Genomic DNA, 22,174 nt, shown 5'->3' with positions numbered 1-22,174 from the left:
TTCGACGACTTGCGTCGGAGTGAGCCGGCACGGCCGTCGAGCCCGCGTGCCGTCCCCTGATCGCTACGCATGCTCCGCGAGACGGGAGCTAGTAGGAGGCGCGGAGATCCTTCGCCTGGGCGTCGAGGCGTTCGGCGAGCGAGCGGGCCTCGACGATGGCGCCCTCGTTCTTCTGGCGGGCCTCCGAGATGTGGGCCATCGTGCGGGAGATCTCCCCCGCGCGGGAGACCGCGGCTCCGATGTTGCGCCCCATCTCCACCGTCGTGGCGTCCTGTTCCTCGACCGCGCCGGCGATGGTGGTCTGCAGGTCGTTGACGCGTTCGATGACGTCGGTGATGCGGCGGATCGCGGTGACGGCGCCGCCCGTGTCGGCCTGGATCGCGGCGATGCGGCGGACGATGTCCTCCGTGGCGCGCGCGGTCTCCTGGGCCAGTTCCTTGACCTCGCCGGCGACGACGGCGAAGCCCTTACCGGCGGCGCCGGCCCGGGCGGCCTCGATGGTGGCGTTCAGGGCGAGCAGGTTGGTCTGCTCGGCGATCGAGGTGATCACGCGCACGACGTCGCCGATCTCCGACGATGACGTGCCCAGGCGGGAGACGGTGTCGCTGGTCTCGGCGCTGACCGTCATGGCCTCGGCCGCCACGGACACCGCCTCGGCGGCGCTGCGGGAGATCTCGCGGATGCTGGCGCCCATCTGTTCGGCACCGGCGGCCGCGGACGAGACGTTGTTGAAGATCTCGTCGACCGTGCCGCCGACGCCGGCCGACGCGGTGGAGAGGCTGTTCGCCGTGTTCGCCGCATCGTTGATCAGCGAGAGCAGCCGGCGGGTCTGCTCGGCGAGCGCGTCCGCCGAGGCGTTCGACTGGCCGGTCACCACCCGCGGCAGTTCCTGCGTGACGGCTTCGGCGGGCGGACTGACGTTCGACAGCATCGAACCGGCACCGGCGGCGGCGAGAAGCCCCACGACCGTGACGACGGCGAGCGTCCATCCCGGCCCGGCACCCAGGACGAGCGCGATCAGCCCGGCCACTACGGCCGCGCCTACCGGCCCGAAGACCATTCCGTAGCCGCGCGTTCGACCGCTCACCCGCCACCTCCCGCTCATGCTGCGACTCCATCCTGTACGGACATCGGGAGCGGCGGCGCCGAATTCAGAAGAATGCGGAAGCAGCTCAGGTGTCTCGCAACACGGGCCCGCCCGCGCGCAGGCGCGCCAGGAAAGATCCGACATTCAGCGACGCGCCGTCCGGGTCCAGCAGCTCGGGCAGGAACGCGCCCGCGATCGAGCGTGCGTCGTAGTCCGCGTCCTCGTCGACGCCGAAGTTGTCGACGAACCGGGCGGCCGGCGCGTCGACGTCGAGGTCGTGATCCGAGTTGATCACCCACGGCACCTCGACCGCGCCGGTGCGCAGGATGCCGTCGTTGTAGTAGCCGTACACCAGGTAGGTGAAGGCGCCGTCGCCGACGACGATCTCGCAGTCGCCGCCCTCCAGCGTCTCGGCCCGGGTGAACCCGCCCACGTAGAGGCTCGGGTGGTACTGGTACAGCTCGATCGGGCCGGCCACGGTGAGGTCGCCGGCGACCGCGACCAGTTCGACGCCGGCGAGGTCGATCCGGGCGCCGAGCGCCGCCAGGAACGGCCCGTCCAGCTCCAGCGCGCCGTCGATGTAGAGGACGGACGTGTAGTCGCCCTGGAACTCCGCCGTCAGCGCGCCGTCGAGCAGGGTGTCGGCGGCGGCGAAGGGAATGATCCGCACGGGAGGATCATGACAGCGTCACGCGGAGCGAGTCCCGAAGGGCCGGAATCTCGTCGCCCGGGCAGTAGCCGAACGCGACCGTCAACCGCCGGCCGGCGGCTACCGGGACCGGCGCGGGCAGCGGCACCACGAGGTGGTTCATCAGCCAGTCGACGCTGCCCGGCGGGTCGTACGTCAGCGCCAGGAGGTTCTTGGTGGACAGCCGCACGGCGTTGCACACCCCGGCGCCTTCGACCGTGAAGGCGACCGAGGCCTCGCACCGGCGCGGCAGCGGGTCGCTGTAGAAGAAGCGCTGGAAGACGGCCGGCGGCGCGAGCGGCGTGGTGCGCGGCTGCGCGGCGAACGGCTCCTGGAAGACCGGCGCCGGCACGTGGTAGCCGCGGTAGCTGAAGTCCTGCGCGACCGGCGCCACGGCCTGCACGCACGCCTCCGGCACGAAGCGCGGCAGCGGTCCGCCGAAGCGGGCCAGATAGCGGTGCTTGAAGGCGGCGACGACCTCGATCTGGCGTTCGCGGAGGAGGCCGACGTGCAGCATCTCGCAGAGCACCACGTCGACCGGCCCGTCCGGCAGGAACTCCCGCGCGTCGGCGTGCACCAGCGTGACGCGGTCGCCGACCGCCTCGCGCAGCGCGGCGCGGGCCGTCTCGGCGACGCCCGGCTCGCGTTCGACGGCGGTCACGTGTGCGCCCCGGCGGGCGGCGAAGTACGAGAGGACGCCGGTGCCGGCGCCGAGGTCGAGCACGCGCGTGCCCGGGCCGACCGTGAGGTCCACGGCCCGGGCGAACGCCTCCATGCGCGGCTCGTCGAGCAGCATGTGCGCGTGGTACTGCAGCGGGATGACGTCGGCCGGATAGCCCCGGTGCGGCGCGTCGAGGTCCGCTGCGGTCACGCGCTCCATCTAACTACGGCACAAACACCAGGCGGCCGCGAACGCCGCCCTTGGCGAGGAGTTCGTGCACGGTGGCGGCGTCCTCGAGGGGGTAGGCGCCGGCGACGCGGAGCGTGAGCGCGCCCGACTCGACGAGGCCGGCGAGGCGGGCCAGTTCCGCGCCGTCGCTGTGCACCATGACGACGGCGGTGCTGATGCCGCGTTCCCCGGCGGGTGGCCGCGTGCCGACGGCGATCACGTAGCGGCCGCCGTCCCGGACCGCACCGAGCGCGGGCGCCCCGACGCCGGCCGGGTCGAAGAACCCGTCCACGCCCTCCGGAACGACCGCCCGCACGGCATCGCCGACGGCGTCCGCACGCCGCACGAACGTGGCGCCCCGCCCGCGCAGCCACTCCTCGTCGGCGGCCCCGGCGATCGCGACGACGCGCAGCCCGCGGTGGATCGCGAGTTCGACCGCGTAGCCGCCGACCGATCCGGCCGCGCCGGTCACGGCCAGCGTCGCTCCCGCCGGCAGGTCGAGCAGGTCCAGCGCCTGGGACGCGGTCTGGGCGTTCAGCGGGAGGGTCGAGGCCTCGACGGCGGAGACGCCGGCCGGGGCGCGGGCCACCGCGGCGGCCGGCAGCACGACGTACTCGGCCTGTGCGCCGTTGCCCGGGGCGAACCAGTCCGACAGTCCGACGACCTCGTCCCCGACGGCGAAGCCGGTGACGCCGTCGCCGACCGCGTCGACGGTGCCGGCGACGTCCCAGCCGAGCGTGCGCCCGGTCGTGTCCGGCCCGCGCCCGGCGAAGACCCCCGCGCGGGTGGCGGCGTCGACCGGCTGCGCGGGGGCGGCCGCCACCCGGATCCGCACCTCGCCCCCGGCCGGCGCGGGCAGCGGCACCTCGTCGACGCGCAGGACCGAGGGAGGACCGTACTCGTGGAAGGTGAGTGCTCTCATGCGCACCACGCTAGGGCTGTTACTCTCCCCCGGAAAGTACGTACCCCGGGGTGCGTTACCGACGCCAGGGAGTGTCATGCCGACCCGCACCGCCGCCCAGCAGCGCGACGAGGCCCGCTGGGCGTACGACGCGTTCCTCGCCCAGTGCCCCACGCGCGACCTGCTCGACACGCTCGCCGACAAGTGGACCTGCCTGGTCGTGGCCGCCCTGCGCGACGGCGACCGCCGGTACAGCGACATCAACCGCACCGTCGCCGGCGTCAGCCAGAAGATGCTCACCCAGACCCTGCGCGGCCTCGAACGGGACGGCCTGATCACGCGCACCGTCACCGCGTCGGTGCCGGTGCGCGTGGACTACGACCTGACGCCGCTGGGGCGTTCCCTGCTGCCGGTGATGGCGGCGATCAAGGCCTGGGCCGAGGCGAACATGGACGAAGTGCAGGCGGCGCGGCGGAGCTACGACGCTCAGGCCGCGTAACGGTTGCTGGTGTAGGTGCGGGAGAGGTTCCCGGGGATCGTGAAGTACTCGGCGGCGAGCCGCGCCGGGTTGGTGGCCAGTTCGCCGCGGCCGGGCACGTCGTTGCCGTCGTCCCAGCCCCAGGGGGCGTTCGCGGAGTCGGTGCCGCAGTCGTAGGTGCCCACGCCGCACGCGTCGGACCCGGTCGAGGTGTCGTCGTCGCCGGCGAAGCTGCCCCAGCCCGCGAAGAGCGCCGTGTCGTTGCGCCGGGACCAGAGGCCGCCGGACGCGAAGATGTCCACGAGCGTGTAGGGCACGTCGCGGTCGTCGGCGTTCGCCGGGGGTTCGGCCGAGGTCGCCGGGTAGTAGATCAGGCCGTCGCCCTGGATGTTGTACTGGGGGAACGCCTTGAGCCCGTGGCCCTTCGCCTCCTGCGCCGTCACCGGATGGGAGAGGCCGTCGCGCGGGTTCGTCTGCAGTTGGAGCGTGCCGTCGACACTCTCGCGGCCGGAGGTCCAGGTGCTGCCGGCGGGCGTGTACGAGTAGAAGTCCGAGTGCGCCACGGTCACCGCGGCCCGCAGGGCGCCGTAGGTGCTGCCGTCGCGTTCGACCGCGAGGAGCACGCCCTCGGCGTCGTTCTCGTGCTCGGTCTCGAAGAACGGGTGATCCGTCCAGTCGCGCGGGTGGAAGAACAGGTACGTGACGTACCAGTGGGTCGAGGTCTCGACGACCGAGTAGTACACCGACGGCGCGTAGGCGGCGGCGGCCACCCGTGCGGCGCCCTCCCAGTTGTCCCGGCCGGTCCAGTTGCCGTCGAAGTCGACGCGGGTCACGTAGTCGGACCGGCCGCCGAGGGCGTGCCCGCCGGTCTGGTCGACGTCCTGGTAGTGGATGGGCGCCCAGCGCAGCGCCAGTTGGGCATGACTCGCCTCGGCGGCGGCGGGCCCGGCCGGCAGCGTCGCCAGCCCGACCCCCACGAGTGCCGCGACGGCACCCGACAGCCACTTTCGCATGTGCTCTCCCGGAGTCAGTGCGATAGATGGCTGTAAATGTAGAGGCTACGGGTTACGCCGAGAAGGCCGAGTGATCAAGCAGAGGCGTACGGATTGGTCTCGTTGTTCTCGTAGTGCACCGTCTCGAAGACGTTGTTGTAGTTGTTGTCCTGGACGGTCACGTCCCAGTTGCCGTCGCCCGTGGTGTCGGCCGAGGCCTCGTCCCATTTCCCGTCGCCGTCGCGGTCGGTGTACTGCTCGTCGTACCAGCCGTCGCCGGTGGTGTCGACGTTGTGCGACTCGAACCGGCCGTCGAAGTCGTTGTCGTAGTCGCCGGACTCGAGCAGGCCGTCGCCGTCGGTGTCGTGGCCGACGAAGTCGGCCCGGCCGTCGTGGTTCTGGTCGACGTAGACGTGGTAGCCGCCGTGGCCGTCGGCCTCGACGGTGTGCGCGTCCCAGCTGCCGTCACCGTCCGCATCGACCTTGATCTCGTAGTCGTCGCTCACCCGTGAACCTCCCTCGTGACGGAGGCCAGCATAAGCGGCCTACGGGGACTCCTCCAGCACGCTGTCGATGTCCCGGCCGTAACGCAGCGCAGCGGTCGCCGTGGCCGCGGCGAGGCGGCGGCGTTCGCCCGGCGGGGTGAGGTGCCGGCCGGCGAGTTCGCGGCGCAGCCGCTGCAGCTCGGCGAGGTGCGAATCCAGCCGGTCCAGGACATAGGAATGCAGGTCAGAGACGGTTTCTTGGGACATGCCGCACCCCCCGCGCCGAGCAGACGACGTCATGGTGGCACACCGGAGGACCCGCCGGGCTCACCCATGAAGGGGTTGCAAACGGAGGCCATCCGGTGAACAGCGGATGAACGATGTTGATCATCGAGGCGGCACCGACCTACCGTCGAGGCATGACCGCCGTCGCCGCGGCACCGTCCTCCGTCGATGCCGCCCGGGCCCTCGCCGAGCGTCTCCTCGATACCTCGGTCGAACGTCGTGCGCACAGCGCGGGCGTCGCCGCAAGAGCCGCCGAGCTGGCCCGTGCCGTTCCGCCCGCGGAGCGTGAACTGCTCGTCGCCGCCGCCTGGCTGCACGACATCGGCTACGCGCCCGACGTGCGGCGCACCGGGTTCCACCCGCTCGACGGTGCGCTGTACCTCGCCGAACGGGGCTGGTCGCCACGACTGTGCGCGCTCGTCGCCCACCACTCCGGGGCCGTGCACGTGGCACCGGCGGGCGCGCTGAAGGCGTTCCCCGACGAATGTTCACCCGTGTCCGACGCCCTCACCTACGCCGACCAGACGGTCGGACCCTGGGGCCGGCGGGCCTCGGTCCAGGACCGGATGGCCGAGATGCTCCGGCGGCACGGCCCCGACTCGGCACAGGCCCGGGCCCACCACCGGCGCGGCCCGCACCTGCTCGCCGTCGCGGCGCGCGTGGAGGCCCGGCTCGCGGCCGGGCCCCCACGGCTCACACCTACCCGCTGACCGTCTTCACCTTCAGCGCCGGGTCCGTCAGGATCGACGCCTCCGTGAAGCGGCACTCGCGCAGCTTCTTCTGCGAGAAGAGCTTCGTCTGGTCGGAGAAGTGCGGCGAGTTGGGATTGCCCGACTCCCCGAACGTCAGCAGCGCCTTCGCGTCCACCGCACCGCTCGACGTCCAGCCCATCGTGAGCAGGAAGCTGGTGCCGGTGTTGATGACGTACCCCTTGCGGGTCAGGTCGGAGCCGGTGTTCGGCAGCCGCGCCCCGGCGTCCAGCACCGGCTCCAGGCTGGAACCCGGCACCGGCGTGTACTCGACGACGTTCGCGATGCCCAGCTCCTCGGTGGTGCCCGGAACGGGGATCTTCTCGTTCTTCTTGACCGTGTACTGCACCGCGTCGAGCCGTACGTCATAGGCCCAGCCGAGCGTGCGCATCCGGATCATGGCCCGCGCCAGCCCCTCCAGCAGCGGCTGGGTGTTCGCCGGCGCACCGCGCGGGGTGTTGCCCGGATCGGCCGGGTTGAACGGCACCCCGAACAGCGGCCCCGCCTCGTACAGCGCGTTCGGGTACTGGTCGATGACCGAGAAGACCGTCTCGCGCCACAGCACCGCGCCCTTGCTCGCCAGGTCGAACTTCTTGTCCCAGCCCGCCAGCGCGTTGCAGCCCTGGGTGACGTTGACCGACACCCCGTCGACCACCACCGGCGTGTTGCCCCGGGCCCGACAGGCCGCCACGGTGGCCGCCGTCGACTCGTCCGAGGTGAACGTGTTGCCGGAGAGGATCGCCGTGCCGAGCCCCGCCACCGTCCACTTCGCGGTGCTGTTGATCAGGCGCAGGTTCTGCCGCGAACGGGGCGTCAGCGGCGTGCCCTCCGGCCCCTGCAGCGGCGAGTACCCGACCAGGAACTGCGAGGCGTGCGGCACCCAGTGGCTGTCGTTGGCGTTGAACACGTAGTCCCGCCGGGTCAGCTGCGGCTGCTGCGCGAACGGGATCAACCCCGGCGAGCGCGCCCCCGGGATCGGCACCCAGGCGTTGGTGCTCGTGCTGCCGTTCAGGAAGCCGCCGGTGGCCGCCCACTCCGCCAGCGAGGCCGGGGAGAGCGCCGGGGTCTGCGACGGATCCGCGTAGAACGCGTTCCCGTTCCGGTCGGCCGCGATGATGTTCACCCACGGGATGCCCTGGTCGCTGCCCAGCGCCGCCCGGATGCCGGCCGTGTCGGCGGCCCGCGCGATGTTGAACCACTGGCGCAGCATGCGATCGTTGTCGATGTTCGCGTCGCGGTAGGTCAGCGCGGTCTCGGCCGACCAGCCGAGGGCCGGGCTCTGCGCCGACAGGTCCAGCACGTTGCCGTAGCGGGTGCTGTACATCGTGCGGCTGACCTGGGTCGTGGCGCCGCCGCCGGTGTTGACCGCGATGGTGACGTTCTTCTCGGTCATCTGCTCCGGCACGCCGTCGACGTAGTACGACGTGGGATCGCCGGGCACGAGGTCGACGGTGTAGAACGTGAACCGCGAACCGGCCGCGATGGTGTGGCTCCACGCCACCTTCTCGGTGAACCCGATCTGGATGCCGGGCAGGCCGCCGAGGCCCGCGCCGTAGACGTCCAACTGGCCGGGCACCCGCAGGTGCGACTCCCAGAAGCGCAGTTCGCCCTGCCAGGGGAAGTGCGGGTTGCCGACGAGCATGCCCTTGCCGGTCGAGGAACGGTCGGCGCCGATCGCCCAGGCGTTGCTGCCCTCGCTGCTCGTCCCGCTGAAGCGCTCCAGGCCGCCGGCGGTGGCGGCCGCCGTCGCGGGACCCTTCGCGAGCGCCGCGGCGCCGGGCGGGCTGGCCAGCGCGACGGGCAGCACCAGGGCGTCGCCGCTGGCGAACAGGGCCACGCTGCGCTGGTAGGTCAGCACGTCGACGGCGCTGATCGGCTGGATCCACGAGGCGCCCGCGCAGTAGCCGGGGATGTTCGCCGCGCCGGTCGCCGCCAGGTACGCGTTGAACCCGGCGACGTAGCCGTCGAGCAGCTGCCGTTCCTCCGCGCTCAGCGCGGCGTTCTGCGCCTCGGCGCGTTCGCGGATGCCGAGTGCGCGGTAGCCGAAGTCCGTCGCGACGTGGATGTCGTCCGGCCCGGGGCCGAGATACTTCGCGCGTTCGCCGCGCACCTTGATGACCATGTCCATCAGGTCGCAGAACCGGTCCTCGGCATAGGCGTAGCCCTGCCCGAACGTCACGCTGCCCAGATTGGCGGCGAGCACGTGCGGGATGCCGTAGGCGGTGCGGCGGATGACGGCCGAATAGCCGGCCGCTTTGACCTCCGTGCCCGGGCCGCCCGGATCGGCGAGCGCGGTCCCCGGGAGGCCGAGGGAGATGATGATCGATAATACGGACAGGACAGCGACAAGAAACCTGTTATGCCTCTGCACGCTCGATTCCTTCGTCAGGGGATACCCGGACAACCGAATTTACGGCCGACGATGCCTTTGCGGGGATCTCGACCACCCTGACGTTCCCCTATCCCTAACGCGAATCGCATCCCTTCTGAGGTGCGCGTTGGTACCCCGGACGGACATCGGCCCCAGCCGATCATCGAACCGTCAGGACCTTTCGCACCGGTTGCGGTGTCCCGTTCACACGGGCGCGCCATTCGCGCGGATAACCGAGTGACACCTCTTCGAACCGCACCCCGTCGTACTCGGTGGTGCGCGGAATGTGCAGATGGCCGTAGACCACGACCGCCGCGCGGAACCGCGTGTGCCAGTCCGCGGTGAGATCGGTCCCGCACCATTGGGCGAACTCCGGGTACCACATGATCTCCGTCGGTTCGCGGCGCAGCGGGTGGTGGTTGATCAGCACCGTGGGCACCCCGGGATCCAGCGCGGCGAGGCGCCGCTCGGTGCCGGCGACCCGCGCCCGGCACCAGTCGTCACGGGTCGCGTACGGCTCCGGGTGCAGGAAGAACTCGTCGGTGCAGACCACGCCGGCCGCGTGCGCCGCGGCGAGCGACTCCTCCTTGGTGTGCGTTCCGGGGGCGCGCCAGGAGTAGTCGTAGAGGGTGAACAGCGGCGCGACGCGCACCGGGCCGCCCGTTCCGGTCCACAGTGGATACTCGTCCTCCGGCGTCAGCACGTCGAGCCGCCGGCACTCCGCCACCAGCGCCAGGTACCGCTCCTCGCCGCGCAGCGTCACCGGGTCGTGCTCCGGGGTCCACAGCTCGTGGTTGCCCGGCGTCCAGACGACCCGGGCGAAGCGGTCGCGCAACAGCTCCAGCGTCTCGGTGACGTGGGCGAACGTCTCCCCCACGTCACCGGCGACGATCAGCCAGTCGTCCGGGTGCCCCGGCCGGATCGAGTCGACCACGGCGCGGTTGTCCGCGTAGGCGACGTGCAGGTCACTGACGGCCAGAAGATCACCGGACACCCGCCCATCCTTGCAGCACAATGGGGCGGTGCGCCTTCCCGTGATGCCGCCCGTCGCGCCGATGCTGGCCAAGCCCGTCGCCGACATCCCGCCGGACCGACTCTACGAACCGAAGTGGGACGGCTTCCGTTCGATCATCTTCCGCGACGGCGACGACGTCGAGATCGGCAGCCGCAACGAGAAGCCGATGACCCGCTACTTCCCCGAACTCGTCGAGGCCGTGCGGGCCAACTTCCCGCAGCGCGCCGTCGTCGACGGCGAGATCGTCATCGCCGACACCGCGCGCAACACGCTCGACTTCGAGGCGCTCCAGCAGCGGATCCACCCGGCGGCGAGTCGCGTGACGCTGCTGTCCGAGCAGACCCCGGCGAGCTTCGTGGCGTTCGACCTGCTCGCCGTGGGCGACGACGATCTGATGGAACGCCCGTTGCGGGAACGGCGCGACCGACTCGTGGAGGTGCTCGCCGGCGCCGAGCCACCCGTCTACGTGACCCCGGCGACCACGGACCTGGAGACCGCGCGCCAGTGGTTCGAACGCTTCGAGGGCGCCGGGCTCGACGGCCTCATCGCCAAGCCGCTGGACCTGACGTACCAGCCGGACAAGCGGGTCATGCAGAAGATCAAGCACGAGCGGACCGCCGACTGTGTGGTGGCCGGCTACCGGGTGCACAAGACCGGCGACGACCTGATCGGCTCGCTGCTGCTCGGGCTGCACGACGAGCGCGGAGTGCTCGCCTCGGTCGGCGTGATCGGCGCCTTCCCGATGGCGGTCCGCAGGGAGCTGTTCCAGGAGCTGCAGCCGCTGGTGACCCAGTTCGAGGGGCACCCGTGGAACTGGGCGGCGCACAGCCAGGGCGAACGGACCCCGCGCCGCAACGAGGGCAGTCGCTGGAACAACGGCAAGGACCTGTCGTTCACGCCGCTGCGCCCGGAACGGGTCGTCGAGGTGCGCTACGACTACATGGAGGGCGTGCGCTTCCGGCACACCGCGCAGTTCGTGCGGTGGCGGCCGGACCGGACGCCCGAGTCGTGCACCTACGCGCAGCTCGAACGCCCGGTCGACTTCCACATCGCCGACGTGTTGTCATCGCAGAAGGCCTAGCGGCGGGGATCAGGCCAGGGTCGGGTAGTCCGTGTAGCCGGTTTCGTCGCCGCCGTACGCCTTGCTGTAGTCCGGCTGGTTGAACGGGCCACCGGCGCGCAGCCGCTCCGGCAGGTCCGGGTTGGCCAGGTACAGCGCGGCGTACGAGACGAGGTCGGCGGCGCCGGTCTCGACGAGTTTGAGCGCCTCCGGTCCGGTGTACGCCCCGGGGGTGAACGGGTTCAGGATGAACGTGCCGGACCACAGCTTGCGCAGCACCGGCGTGAAGTCGGTGTCCGGCCCCTCGCCGATGTGCAGGTAGGCGAGGCCGAGCGGGTCGATGGCCTCGACCAGTGCGCTGTACACCTCGCGGTGGTCGTCCTCGCGGATGTCGTTGTACGGGTTCGACGGGGAGATGCGCAGGCCCACCCGGTCAGCACCGATCGCGTCGGCGACCGCCCGCACGACCTCGACGGCGAACCGGATCCGTCCGGCGACGTCGCCGCCCCAGCCGTCGGTGCGCGTGTTGACGCCGCTGGCGAGGGACTGGTGGATGAGATACCCGTTGGCGCCGTGCAGTTCGACGCCGTCGAACCCGGCCTCGATCGCGTTGCGGGCGGCGTCGGCGAAGTCGGCGACCGTGCGCCAGAGCTCGGCGTCGCTGAGCTCACGCGGTTCGGCGAGGTCGCGCGGGCCCTCCGGGGTGTGCACCTGGCCCTCGGCCCTCACCGCGGAGACGCCCCGCGGATGGTGGCCGGCCTCCTGGTCGTAGTACTGCGCCGGGTGGCCGATGCGGCCGGTGTGCATGAGCTGCGCGAAGATCAGCCCGCCCCGTTCGTGCACGGCGTCGGTGACCTGGCGCCAGCCGGCGATCTGCGCGGGCGTGTGCAGGCCGGGGGTGTTCATGTAGCCCTGCCCCTCGGCGTTGGGCTGCGTGCCCTCGGTGATGATCAGGCCGGCCCCGGCGCGCTGCGCGTAGTAGGTGGCCATGAGCGCGGTCGGCGCACCGCCGCCCCCGTACGCGCGGTTGCGGGTCATCGGCGACATCACGATGCGGTTGCGCGCGGTGTAGCGGCCGATCGTCACCGGGTCGAACGCTGTGGTCATCGGTGTCATCCCCCTCGGAAGATTGCTGTTCCGCACAGGTAAATGCCCGTCACCACTACGAACATTCCTAGTAATAACGTGAGCGACCCCACACGACCCGCACAGTAAACTCGTGATATGCCGTACGACCCGAAGAATCCGCCGCCGCCCCGGGCCGCAGCCGGGGGGCCGGTCAGTCACGCGATCTTCCGGCTCGCCAAGGCACACCGCGCGCTCGCCGCACAGCTGCTGCGCGACGTGGGACTGCACCCCGGGCAGGAGTTGCTGATGATGCGGCTCTGGGACTGCGGGCCGATGCGGCAGACCTACCTGGCGGAGGAGTTCGACACGGACTCGGCGAGCATGACGCGCACCGTGCAGCGCCTGGAGAAGGCCGGCTACGTGCGCCGCGTCCCGGACCCGGCCGACGGGCGGGCCACCCTCGTGGAGCCGACGGCCGCCAGCCTCGGCCTCCGCACGCGGGTCGAACGCCTCTGGGCCGAGCTTGAGCGGCGCACGCTCGGCGACCTCCCGCCGAGCCAGCGGGCCGCGACCCTGGAGACGCTGCGCTGCCTCGAGCGCAACGTGCTCAGCGACGCGGGCCGGCCGCCAGCGGCGCCACCACCCGGATGAGGAGCAGGGACACGGGGAGCAGTCCGACGTAGGGCAGCACCGCCGTCCGGACGATCGAGGAGTCGCCGCCACGAGGGCGGAATCCCGCCGCCCGGGTAAACGGGTGGCGGGCCGGGATCACGGCGGCGGATCCTGATCGGCGATGGGACTGATGGATGCGATGGCCGCCCGGGTGGCCGCCGGCGAGAGGGTCACCTTCCGGCCGACCGGTTCCTCGATGGTGCCGCTGATCCGTAGCCGGCAGGAGGTCACCGTCGCCCCGGCCGACGCCTCGGCGGTGGAGACCGGCGACATCGTGCTCGCGCGGGTCGGCGGGACCGTGTATCTGCACCTGGTGTCGGCCGTCGACCGGGCACGGCACCGGGTGCAGATCAGCAACAACCGCGGCCGCGTCAACGGATGGACCGGGATGGAACGTCTATTCGGCATCTGCGTCGCCGTCGACGGGGTCCCCCGGCCCCGGACGGGCGGCAAGGTGCGTTCGACCTGAGTCCGGTACGGTGCGCTCCAACCCCCAGAGCGACGGAGCATCCACAGGAGACGATCGGTGCGAGAGGGCGGGCCCGACGACTTCCAGGCGTCGCTGGACGCGGGAGCGCAGGCCCTGTACGAGCGGGGCGACCTGCAGCTGAGCAGGCAGCTCTACGACGCCGCCTACCGCGCGGCCGAACGCGCCGGCGACGTCGACGCGACCGCGCGGGCGGCACTCGGCGCCGCCGGCCTCTGGGCGCACGAGCACCGCAACGCGGCCGCGGCCGCGCTCGTGGAGGTTCGGCTGAAGCGGGCGGCCGACGCCGTCGACCCGCACAGCCCGCTCGGTTTGCGGCTGCGGATCCGGCTCGCCGGCGAGGCCGACTACCGCACCGGCGGGCCCGGCAGCATCCGTGGCGTTCTCGAGGAGGCGCGGCGCGGCGGCGATCCGGTCGCGCTCGCCGAGGCGTTGACGCTCGCGCACCACAGCGCCCTCGGGCCGGCCCATCGCGCGGACCGGCACGCGTGGGCCGAGGAACTCGTCCGCGTCGCCACGCAGACCGGCCGGCGCAGCGATCCGCTCATGGGCCGGCTGTGCCACACGATCGACCTCTATCTCGACGGGGATCCGCACGCCGGCCGGCACCTGCGGACGTTGCGCGGGCAGCTGGACGAGCACGACCACCTGGCGATCGCGTACGTGCTCTCCGCGCTGGAGGTGATGCTGGAGATCCGGGCCGGCCGGCTGGACCGGGCGGAGGAGCTGGCCGCCGCGTGCGCCGAACGCGGCACGCTCGCCGGCGACCAGCACGTGCAGAGCTGGTTCGGCGGGCATCTGGTGGCGATCCGCTGGTTCCAGGGGCGCATCGCCGAGCTGGCCCCGATGCTGAGCGAACTGGCCGACGCCCCCACGCTGTCCACAGTGGACAACTCGCCGCTGGCGGCCCTCGCGACGGCCGCGGCGAGCGCCGGTGACCGGCTGGAGGCGGCCGGCGCCCTGGCCCGCCTGCGGGGGCGCAGCCTCGCCGACCTTCCGCAGAGCAGCACCTGGCTGACCTCCATGTACGGCCTCATCGAGGCGGCCCACCTGACCGGCGACCGCGCGCTGTCGGCGCAGGCGTACGAGCTTCTGCAGCCGTACGCGGCGCGGCCGATGATGGCCGGGCCCGGCATCTCCTGCTTCGGCTCGGTGCGCCACGCGTTGGGCGTCGCCGCGCTGACCGCGGGGGCGTTCGACCGGGCGATCGCGCACCTGCGCGAAGCGCTCGACGACAACCTGGCGCTCGGGCACTACCCGGCGGCGGTGCTGTCGCGGTGGCGGCTCCGGCAGGCGCTCGTCGCGCGTGGTGCGCCGGGCGACGCGGAGGCCGCCCTGGAGGCGACCGGCGCGGCCGGCCGGGACGCGACGCGGCTGGGCATGATGCTGCCCGGCGCCGCCCGGGACGCCCCGCTCGGCCGCGACCGGGAACGCGCCGACCTGCGGGCCATGCTGCGCGACGCGCGGGCGGGACGCAGTTCCAGCGTGGTGCTGCGGGGTGAGGCGGGCATCGGCAAGACGACCCTGCTCGACGACCTGGCCGCCGACGCGCACGGGTTCCGGGTGGTGCGGGTGGTCGGCGTGGAGTTCGAGTCGGACCTGCCGTTCGCGGCGCTGACCGCGCTCACCCGGCCGCTGGTGCGCTTCCTCGACGACGTGCCGCGGGTGCAGGCGGAGGCGTTCCGGGCGGCGACGGGTACCGGCACCGCGCGGCCGCCGGACCGGTTGACCGTGTACGCCGCGACGGTGTCGCTGCTGGCCGCCGCCGCGGAGAAGCGACCGCTGCTGTGCCTCGTCGACGACGCGCAGTGGCTCGACCGGGCCTCCACGGAGGCGCTGCTGTTCGCCGGGCGGCGGCTGCTCGCCGAGGGCGTGACGATGGTGTTCGCCGCCCGGGACGTGCCCCGGTTCGAGGCGCCCGGACTGGCCGAACTGACCCTCGACGGGCTCGACGAGTCGGCCGGCACGGCGTTGCTGCGCCGCAACGGGGTCTCCTCGGACCTGGTGGCCCGCACCCTCGTGAGCATGACCAACGGGAATCCGCTGGCGCTGGCCGAGTTGCCGCGCGTGCTGTCCGAGGAGCAGAAGAGCGGCCAGGCCCCGCTCCTCGACGAGCTGCCCACCACGGAACGCCTCGAGCGCGCCTTCGCCGACCGGGTGGCGGCGCTGCCGGCGCAGGGGCGTTCGGCCCTGCTGGTGTGCGCGATCGCCGGCGAGGTCGCCCCGGAGACGATCGAACCGGCGCTCGCCGCGCTCGGCCTCGAAAGCGGGCCGGTCGACGAGGCGGTGCGGGCCGGGCTGCTGCGGCGGGTGGCGGGCGTGCTGACGTTCCGGCATCCGCTGGTCCGCTCCGCCGTGTACCACCGCGCGACACCCGACGAGAAGCGTGCGGTGCACGCCGTGCTGGCGGCCGTTCACCCGGAATCGGAAGAGGACGACCGGCGGGTCTGGCACCTCGCGCACGCGGCGTCGGGAACGGACGAGGAGGTCGCGGCGGCCCTGGCCCGCGCGGGGGTGCGGGCCCGGCGGCGCGGCGGGCTCGTCGCGGAGGCCACGGCGTTCGAACGCTCGGCCGCGCTCACGGCCGACCCGGTGAAGCGCGGCGCCCGGCTCGCCCAGGCCGCCCGCGCGTGGACCGGCACCGGGAAGATCGAGTACGCGGCGGGGCTGCTGGACAAGGCGACCCCGCTGGTGGCCGGCTCGGCCCGGCACCGCTGCGACGTCCTGGCCCAGCGGGCGCACCTGGCGATGCTGCGCGGCGAGCCGGCCCTGCTCGCCGAGCCCGGCCTCTTCGACACGATCACCGCCGAGGCCGAACGCGCGGCACCCGAGGCCCCGCAGGCCGCCGGCCTGATGCTGAGCATGGCCATGACCGCGCCGCTGAGCCGGTGGGACGTGGCCACCGCGCTGCGCACCGGCGAACGCGCGCTCGCCCTGGCCAGCCCGCACGGCCCCGGGACGCGCAACCCGGAGGTGGCGGTGCGGCTGGCGTTCGCGCAGGTGCTCGCGGGGCTGCCGGACGGGCCGCGGCTGGCGCGCCGGTGCGTGCCGGTGAGCGTGCGGGCCGACGACCACGGGGCGTGCGCCGCCCTGGCCGAGGTGCTCACCTGGATCGGCGACACCGGTGTGGCGCGGCAGCTCGTCGAGCACGACGTCGACGCGGCGCGGCGGGTCGGCGACGTGTCGCTGCTGGCGTTCGCGCTGACCCAGCGGGCACACCTGCTGCTGCGCACCGGGCGGCTCGCGGCGGCCTGCGCGGACGCGCTCGAGGCGGCCGAACTGGCGGAGGCGACCGGCCAGCCGGGCAGCACGGCGGCGGCGCGGGCGGTGCTGGCGCGGGTCTGCGCCGCGCAGGGGCGGCACGCCGAGAGCGCGGCGCACGCCGCCGTGGCGACCGCGCTGCTGCCGCACCACCTGGGCATCGAGGCGGCCGTGCGGCTGGCGGCGGGCTCGGGTGCCCTGGCCACCGGCCGCTTCGCCGACGCCGTCGCCGAACTGTCCACTGTGGACGACATCCTGCGTTCCGGCGGCGTCGTGGAGCCGGCGGTCTTCCCGGTCGGCGGCGACCTCGCGGAGGCGTTGCTGCGGGTCGACCGGCGGGCCGACGCGCTCGGGGTGCTGCGCCGCCTGGAGACCGCCGCCGCGCGGACCGGCCGGGTGGCCGCGCGGGCCTCGGCGAGCCGCACCCGGGCGCTGCTGGCCGACGACCCGGAGCCGCACTTCAAGGAGGCGCTCGACGGGTTCTCCCAGGTGGACGCGCCGCTGGAGACGGCCCGCACCGAGCTGTACTACGGCCGGTGGCTGCGCCGGGGCCGGCGCCGCCAGCACGCCCGCGAGCGCCTCGAACGGGCCCGGGACGCGTTCGAGGGGGCGGGCGCCGTGGACTGGGCGCAGCAGGCCGCCTCCGAACTCTCCCCGTCGTCGAGCCGGCGCACCCCGGGCCCGCAGCACGGCGCCGCCGAGGAGCTGACCGCGCACGAGTGGCGCATCGCGTACGCCGCCGCGCAGGGGCGCACCAGCCGGGAGATCGCCGCGCAGGTGCTGCTGTCGGTGCGCACCGTCGAGTACCACCTCGGCGCGGTGTACCGCAAGCTCGGCATCAGGTCCCGGCGGGAGCTGGCGGAACGGCTGGGGTCGGCGCCGTGAGGCCGCAGACGATCACCACCGCGCGGCTGGTGCTGACGCCGCTGGTGCCGGACGACGCGGACGAGATGGCCGTGGTCCTCGGCGACGAACGCCTGCACGAGTTCATCGGCGGGCGGCCGGCCACCCGGGAGGAGCTGCGCGCCCGGTACCTGCGGTGGGCGTTCGGGTCGGGCAGCCCCGACGAGCACTGGCTGAACTGGGTGGTGCGCGCCGACGGGCAGGCGGTCGGCTGGGTGCAGGCGACCGTCAGCGGCGGTTCCGCCGAGGTGGCCTGGGTGATCGGCGTGGCGTGGCAGGGCAACGGCTACGCGGGCGAGGCGGCGACCGCGCTGGTCGCCTGGCTGCGGGCCGGCGGCGCGCACCCGATCACCGCCACCATACGGCCCGATCATCACGCCTCCGCCGCCGTGGCCACCCGCGCCGGCCTGGCCCCCACCGATCGGGAGATCGACGGGGAGCGGCTCTGGATCACCCCGTAGTCACGCCGACGACCCCGTAGGTCTACGGATTCGAACCGGTAGGTGCCGCCCGCACACTTCGCGGGTGTGGATCCAGATGCGGCTGCGCTCGCCGCGCTGTGAACGGAAGCGGGCCTACGTGACGGTCCGCGACCTCGCGTCCGAGCTGCTCGCCGCGTCCGCCGTACACAACTTCTGCTTCCTGCACGAGCCGCCCGGCCTGCGCATCCGCTTCGAGGTGGCCGACGAGCAGCGGGCCGGCACGCAGGCGACGATCGACCGCCGGCTCGACGGCTGGGACGCCTGCGCCGGCGTGTACACGCCCGACGACGCGGCGAGCCAGCACTGCGACCGCCTCTCCACGTTGGACGCGTTGGCGTGGCTCGACTTCCACCTGCTGGCCGAACGGGGGCGGGGCTGGCTGTTCGCGCTGGCGGTGCAGCGCGAACTCTTCCCCAGCCTCGGTGTGGCGGACGGGCAGGAGCGGCGGGTGTGGACCCGGCTGCGGGAGCGGCCGCGGACCGGGCCGGGCCGGCTGCGCCCCGGGCCGTCCGCGGCCACCGTTCGCCGGTTGTGGTCGGCGCCCGAGGATCTGCGGGCCGGGCTGCCGCGGCCGGCCGCCACCCTGGTCGACGCGTGGGCGCCGCAGCTCGCCGCCGCCGGCCGGGCCTGGCACCGGAGCGACCTCGGTCGTCGGGCCGCCGCCGTGGGGCCGTGCGAGGGGGCCGTGCACGTCGCTCTTCTCTCGTGGAACCGGGGCCGCGTGCACCCCGTCACCCAGGCACGCGTCGCATCCGCTCTCGCCGAACCGGAGGACCGGACTTGACCGACGACCCCTCCGCCGCGCTGCTGCGGCTGGCCGCCCTTCCCGTGGGCACGCTGCTGGCGGGCGGCAGCCCACGGGCGTTCGCACACCTGGCCCGGCTCGACGAACGGGAGGCCGCGCACCGCACCCGCGCCCGCGCGCTCGCCGCCGACGTGGGTGCCCGCCTGGTGCGCCACCCGCTGCTGGACGCGCCGGGGCGGGCCGCCGCGTTGGCCGTTCGGCGCACCCTCTACCAGGGCTCCGAGCTGACCGGCGGCGACGTCGAGGCGCTGGCCCGCCGCGCCGAACGCCTGCTGCCCGGCGACGACCTGGCCGTGCGGCTGCGCTACCAGGTGGTGGGCCAGTCGACGCTGTCGACGCTGCGCCGCGACACGTTCCGCACGATCGCCTTCGAGGACGAACGCCTCCTGGAGGCGGCCTGGGGCCTGCTGCACGCGACGGCCTCGGGCCGGCACGTGGCGGCCGACGGCGACCGCGCGCTGTACCGGGACATCGCCGCCCGGGTGGCCGAGGGCGAGCCGTGGAGCAGCAAGCGCATGCGCCGCCGCCTGGACTACCTGTGGCACACGCTGACCCGGGCCAGCACCCGGGCGACGCCGCGCGGCTGGCTCGGGCACCTGGCGCTGCTGCCGGTGCACGGCTACGGCCGCTGGGACGGCACGACCCGGCTGCGGGTGACGGAGGGCGCCGCCGCCCGGGTGACGCCCGCCTACCGGCACGTCCGCCTCGACGGCGCGCACCGGTTGGCCCTCGCGCCGCTGACCTGGGTCGAGCCGGCCGAGCTGATCATCTGGACGGGCGGCGCGGACCCGCGCGACCCGCGGGGCGAGGTGCGGGTCCCGCGCACGGACGCGCTGGACACGATCGTCGAACGCCTCTCCCCCGGCCCGGTCCGCGCCGGCGCCCTGGTGGACGCGCTCGCCGGACGGGACCCGGCGCGCCGCGCCGCCGTGACGGCGCACCTGGAGACGTTGATCGCCACCGGGGTGCTGCGCGTCGGCCCGGTCGACCGGCCGGTGCTGACCGGCTGGCGGCCGATCGGGGACGACGTCGAGACGCCGCCGGGCGTGGACGTGTTCCGGCAGACCGACGCGGCGCTGGCCGTCGACCACGCGCACCGGCTCACCGGACTCGTCGGGCTGGCCCTGCGCACCATGGCGTTGATCGACTCCGACGGGCTGCCGCCGCGCCCGCTGCTGCCGCCGGACCTCGGCACGCATCCCCGGCCGCTGCTGGAGCTGGCGCGCGAGTGCGCGACGGCGGGCGTTCGGGTGGGTGCGTGGCGGCCGCACCACTACGACTGGCCGGCCGTCACCGACCCGGGCTCCGGTTACGCGCGGCTGGTGGCCCATCTCGACCAGCGGATGGACCGGGAGACGGCCGGCGATCTCGACGTCGAGGCGCTGGACTCGTTGGGGGCCCCGGCCGCGATCCCGGAGTGGCCGGTGGACGCGCTGATCCGGCCGCTGCGCGGGCCCGGGGAGATCATCGGTGCCCTGGACCTCGTGACGCCGGCGGGGCTGCTCGACGCGCGGTTCGTCGACGGGCTGTCGGCGCTGCACCCGGAGCTGCCGCAGGTGCGGGCGTACCGGGAGTTCCTGCGCGAGCTGAGCGAGACGGCCGGGGTGCCGCTGGTCGAGGTCTGCCCGCCCGGGACCGGCCGGTGGCCGGCGCACTGCGAACGCTGGACCGGCGACCCGGATCGCGCCGGCGGCACCTACCTTCCGCTGTCCGGCTTCACGCTGCGGGTCGAGGGCGGCCGGCGCGTGGTGGCCGAGTTCCGCGGCGAACGGGTCTGGCCGGTGCTGCACGCCACCCGCACGCCGGCGGTCCCCTGGGACACCGTCACCGGCCTGCTGATGCTGGCCTCCCCGCAGCCCGAACGCGACCACTGGCGGCCGCTGCGCTACTCGTTCGACGCGTGGCCGCACCGGTCGTTCGTGCCGCGGATCACGGTCGGCGGGCAGCTGGTGATCTCGCCGGCGCAGTGGCGGCTGCGGCCCTCGACGATGTGGCGCCCGGCCGACCGGCTCGCCGACAAGTACGTGGCCCTGGCGCGCCTGGTGCGCCGGCTGCGGATGCCGCGGCTGGTGGAGGTGGCTCCGGGCGTTCACGAGGAGGCGACGGCGGTCGACCTGTACGGCCCGCAGGGGGTCCGCGTCCTGGACCGGATGATCCGCTCCGGGGCGCCCACCCTGTACGTGCGCGAACTGCTCGCCGACCCCGAGCACCTGGCCGTGCACGACGAGGCGACGGGCGCCCCCACGGTGGCCGAACTGCTCCTGCGCATCCCGGCGGGTACGTCCCGTGACGTACGCGCGGATACCTCCCGCGCACCGTTCTCGAAGGTCTCCGCCGGCGCACGCTGAGGGGCATGAGGCTCACCCCGCGATGGCGCAAGACGGTCCTGACCCTGCACGTGATCACGTCGGTCGGCTGGCTCGGCGCGGATCTCACGCTGCTGCTGCTCGGGCTGCTGGGCCTGACCGGTGCCGCCGACCCGGCCGTGGTGTATCCGGCGGAGGCGCTGATCGGGCTGTGGCTGTTCGTGCCGTTGAGCGTGGTGGTGTGGGTGATCGGGCTGGTCAGCGCGCTCGCGACGCCGTGGGGGCTGGTGCGGCACTGGTGGGTGCTGGTGAAGTTCGCGCTGACGACGGTGATGCTGGGGCTGGTGCTGTTCCTGCTGCGGCCGGGGCTGGCGGATGCCCTGGAGGCCGACGGTGTCCGCACGGCTCACGAACGCCTCGACATGGTGATGCCGCCGGCGGTCTCCAGCACCGTGCTGATCATCGCGACGGTGCTCTCCACCTTCAAGCCCTGGGGCCGCCGGCAGGTGTCGCGGGCCCGTTCCCGGGTAGTCGAAGGACACGCACAACCCCCGAAAGGAGCATTACCGTGCCCACCGCAAGGGACATCATGACCCCCGACGTGACGTGTGTCGGCGAGAGCGAGAGCCTCACCGCCGCCGCGCGCAAGATGGCTCGGCTCAACGTGGGTTCGCTGCCGATCTGCGGCAACGACGAACGCCTGATGGGCATGCTCACCGACCGCGACGTGGTCGTGAAGGTGATCGCCGAGGGCGCCGACCCCGGCACGGTGACCGCCGCCGACCTGGCGCAGGGCAAGCCGGTCACGATCGGCGCCGACGACGACGCGGCCGAGATCCTGCGGACGATGGCGCAGCACAAGGTGCGCCGGCTGCCGGTCATCGACGGGCACCGGCTCGTCGGGATCGTGGCCGTGGCCGACGTGGCCCGCGCGCTGCCGGACCGCCCGGTCGGCGACCTGATCGACGCCATCTCCGAGAACTGAGGAACCCTCATATGAACGACTTCCTGCGCAGCGCCAAGGACTTCGCCGACAAGCACGACGAGCAGGTCGACCAGGGCATCGACAAGGCCGGCGACCAGATCGACCAGCGCACCGGCAGCAAGTACACCGAGCACATCGACAAGGGCGAGGACATCGCCCAGCAGCGCACCGGTGCGGGCGACACCACCGGCTCCTAGCAGCCGCC

At 73.4% G+C, this 22,174-nt stretch carries 22 protein-coding genes; 12 read left to right on the top strand and 10 right to left on the bottom strand.

Annotation, left to right across the window (positions count from 1 at the left end; genetic code table 11):
* Positions 1-88: 88 nt before the first annotated feature.
* From Val02_RS48530 to Val02_RS00260, 4 genes are all read right to left on the bottom strand, one after another.
* A complete protein-coding gene (locus Val02_RS48530) occupies positions 89-1,105 on the bottom strand; it encodes a methyl-accepting chemotaxis protein (RefSeq protein ID WP_308439975.1) in 1,017 nt (338 codons plus the stop codon).
* A gap of 67 nt (positions 1,106-1,172) precedes the next feature.
* Positions 1,173-1,757: a hypothetical protein gene (locus Val02_RS00270; protein ID WP_203896772.1), complete on the bottom strand. Its 585-nt coding sequence runs from the start codon at positions 1,755-1,757 to the stop codon at positions 1,173-1,175.
* A gap of 7 nt (positions 1,758-1,764) precedes the next feature.
* Entirely contained in the window at positions 1,765-2,646 is an 882-nt protein-coding gene (locus tag Val02_RS00265; RefSeq protein WP_203896771.1) for a methyltransferase domain-containing protein, read from the bottom strand.
* 13 nt (positions 2,647-2,659) lie between these two features.
* Positions 2,660-3,586 carry an NADP-dependent oxidoreductase gene (locus tag Val02_RS00260; protein ID WP_203896770.1) on the bottom strand — a complete coding sequence of 309 codons (927 nt, stop codon included), beginning with the start codon at positions 3,584-3,586 and terminating at the stop codon, positions 2,660-2,662.
* 76 nt (positions 3,587-3,662) lie between these two features.
* On the opposite strand from Val02_RS00260, the gene Val02_RS00255 reads away from it, so the two are divergent.
* The gene (locus Val02_RS00255; protein ID WP_203896769.1) at positions 3,663-4,064 is read left to right on the top strand and encodes a winged helix-turn-helix transcriptional regulator; all 402 of its coding nucleotides are present in this window, start codon (positions 3,663-3,665) and stop codon (positions 4,062-4,064) included.
* Here the strand turns inward: Val02_RS00255 and Val02_RS00250 are convergent.
* The 3 genes from Val02_RS00250 to Val02_RS00240 form a co-directional block, all read right to left on the bottom strand.
* Positions 4,052-5,056, bottom strand: coding sequence for a hypothetical protein (locus Val02_RS00250; protein WP_203896768.1), 1,005 nt, complete (start codon positions 5,054-5,056; stop codon positions 4,052-4,054). The genes Val02_RS00255 and Val02_RS00250 overlap by 13 nt on opposite strands.
* A gap of 74 nt (positions 5,057-5,130) precedes the next feature.
* Positions 5,131-5,541 carry a hypothetical protein gene (locus Val02_RS00245; protein ID WP_203896767.1) on the bottom strand — a complete coding sequence of 137 codons (411 nt, stop codon included), beginning with the start codon at positions 5,539-5,541 and terminating at the stop codon, positions 5,131-5,133.
* A gap of 39 nt (positions 5,542-5,580) precedes the next feature.
* Complete coding sequence (locus Val02_RS00240) at positions 5,581-5,787, bottom strand: hypothetical protein (RefSeq protein ID WP_203896766.1); 207 nt, start codon at positions 5,785-5,787, stop codon at positions 5,581-5,583.
* A 152-nt stretch (positions 5,788-5,939) separates the two neighbouring features.
* Between Val02_RS00240 and Val02_RS00235 the strand changes: the two genes are divergently transcribed.
* A complete protein-coding gene (locus Val02_RS00235) occupies positions 5,940-6,515 on the top strand; it encodes an HD domain-containing protein (protein ID WP_203896765.1) in 576 nt (191 codons plus the stop codon).
* Here the strand turns inward: Val02_RS00235 and Val02_RS00230 are convergent.
* Together Val02_RS00230 and Val02_RS00225 are read right to left on the bottom strand one after the other, a co-directional pair.
* Complete coding sequence (locus tag Val02_RS00230; protein ID WP_203896764.1) at positions 6,505-8,925, bottom strand: penicillin acylase family protein; 2,421 nt, start codon at positions 8,923-8,925, stop codon at positions 6,505-6,507. The two genes, Val02_RS00235 and Val02_RS00230, sit on opposite strands and share 11 nt — an antisense overlap.
* A gap of 160 nt (positions 8,926-9,085) precedes the next feature.
* A complete protein-coding gene (locus tag Val02_RS00225) occupies positions 9,086-9,919 on the bottom strand; it encodes a metallophosphoesterase family protein (protein WP_239151124.1) in 834 nt (277 codons plus the stop codon).
* Between the two features lie 28 nt (positions 9,920-9,947).
* Between Val02_RS00225 and Val02_RS00220 the strand changes: the two genes are divergently transcribed.
* Entirely contained in the window at positions 9,948-11,021 is a 1,074-nt protein-coding gene (locus tag Val02_RS00220) for an ATP-dependent DNA ligase (protein ID WP_203896762.1), read from the top strand.
* Between the two features lie 9 nt (positions 11,022-11,030).
* On the opposite strand, the gene Val02_RS00215 is transcribed toward Val02_RS00220, so the two are convergent.
* Positions 11,031-12,107, bottom strand: coding sequence for an alkene reductase (locus Val02_RS00215; RefSeq protein WP_203896761.1), 1,077 nt, complete (start codon positions 12,105-12,107; stop codon positions 11,031-11,033).
* A gap of 117 nt (positions 12,108-12,224) precedes the next feature.
* On the opposite strand from Val02_RS00215, the gene Val02_RS00210 reads away from it, so the two are divergent.
* The 9 genes from Val02_RS00210 to Val02_RS00170 all read left to right on the top strand — a co-directional run bounded on the left by Val02_RS00210 (position 12,225) and on the right by Val02_RS00170 (position 22,166).
* Positions 12,225-12,719: a MarR family winged helix-turn-helix transcriptional regulator gene (locus Val02_RS00210; RefSeq protein ID WP_203896760.1), complete on the top strand. Its 495-nt coding sequence runs from the start codon at positions 12,225-12,227 to the stop codon at positions 12,717-12,719.
* 142 nt (positions 12,720-12,861) lie between these two features.
* On the top strand, positions 12,862-13,209 hold the full coding sequence (locus Val02_RS00205; protein ID WP_203896759.1) for a hypothetical protein: 348 nt from the start codon (positions 12,862-12,864) through the stop codon (positions 13,207-13,209).
* 57 nt (positions 13,210-13,266) lie between these two features.
* Positions 13,267-17,373 (top strand): ATP-binding protein, encoded by a 4,107-nt coding sequence (locus Val02_RS00200; protein WP_203896758.1) that lies wholly within the window; start codon positions 13,267-13,269, stop codon positions 17,371-17,373.
* Positions 17,370-17,852, top strand: a complete 483-nt coding sequence (locus Val02_RS00195) for a GNAT family N-acetyltransferase (RefSeq protein WP_239151123.1) — start codon at positions 17,370-17,372, stop codon at positions 17,850-17,852. The genes Val02_RS00200 and Val02_RS00195 overlap by 4 nt, the downstream gene beginning before the upstream one ends.
* Positions 17,853-17,916: 64 nt before the next feature.
* On the top strand, positions 17,917-18,657 hold the full coding sequence (locus tag Val02_RS00190; protein ID WP_203896757.1) for a hypothetical protein: 741 nt from the start codon (positions 17,917-17,919) through the stop codon (positions 18,655-18,657).
* Complete coding sequence (locus tag Val02_RS00185; RefSeq protein WP_203896756.1) at positions 18,654-21,026, top strand: lantibiotic dehydratase family protein; 2,373 nt, start codon at positions 18,654-18,656, stop codon at positions 21,024-21,026. Before Val02_RS00190 ends, Val02_RS00185 begins: the two co-directional genes overlap by 4 nt.
* A 5-nt stretch (positions 21,027-21,031) precedes the next feature.
* Positions 21,032-21,577, top strand: a complete 546-nt coding sequence (locus Val02_RS00180; RefSeq protein ID WP_203896755.1) for a hypothetical protein — start codon at positions 21,032-21,034, stop codon at positions 21,575-21,577.
* Complete coding sequence (locus tag Val02_RS00175) at positions 21,553-21,969, top strand: CBS domain-containing protein (protein WP_203896754.1); 417 nt, start codon at positions 21,553-21,555, stop codon at positions 21,967-21,969. Before Val02_RS00180 ends, Val02_RS00175 begins: the two co-directional genes overlap by 25 nt.
* Positions 21,970-21,980: 11 nt before the next feature.
* Complete coding sequence (locus Val02_RS00170; protein ID WP_203896753.1) at positions 21,981-22,166, top strand: antitoxin; 186 nt, start codon at positions 21,981-21,983, stop codon at positions 22,164-22,166.
* Positions 22,167-22,174: the final 8 nt, after the last annotated feature.

It is taken from the genome of Virgisporangium aliadipatigenens (genome assembly GCF_016863615.1).
Lineage (GTDB): Bacteria > Actinomycetota > Actinomycetes > Mycobacteriales > Micromonosporaceae > Virgisporangium > Virgisporangium aliadipatigenens.
Note: the sequence above shows the minus strand (reverse complement) of the source record. Positions and strands in the feature narration are given on the sequence as shown.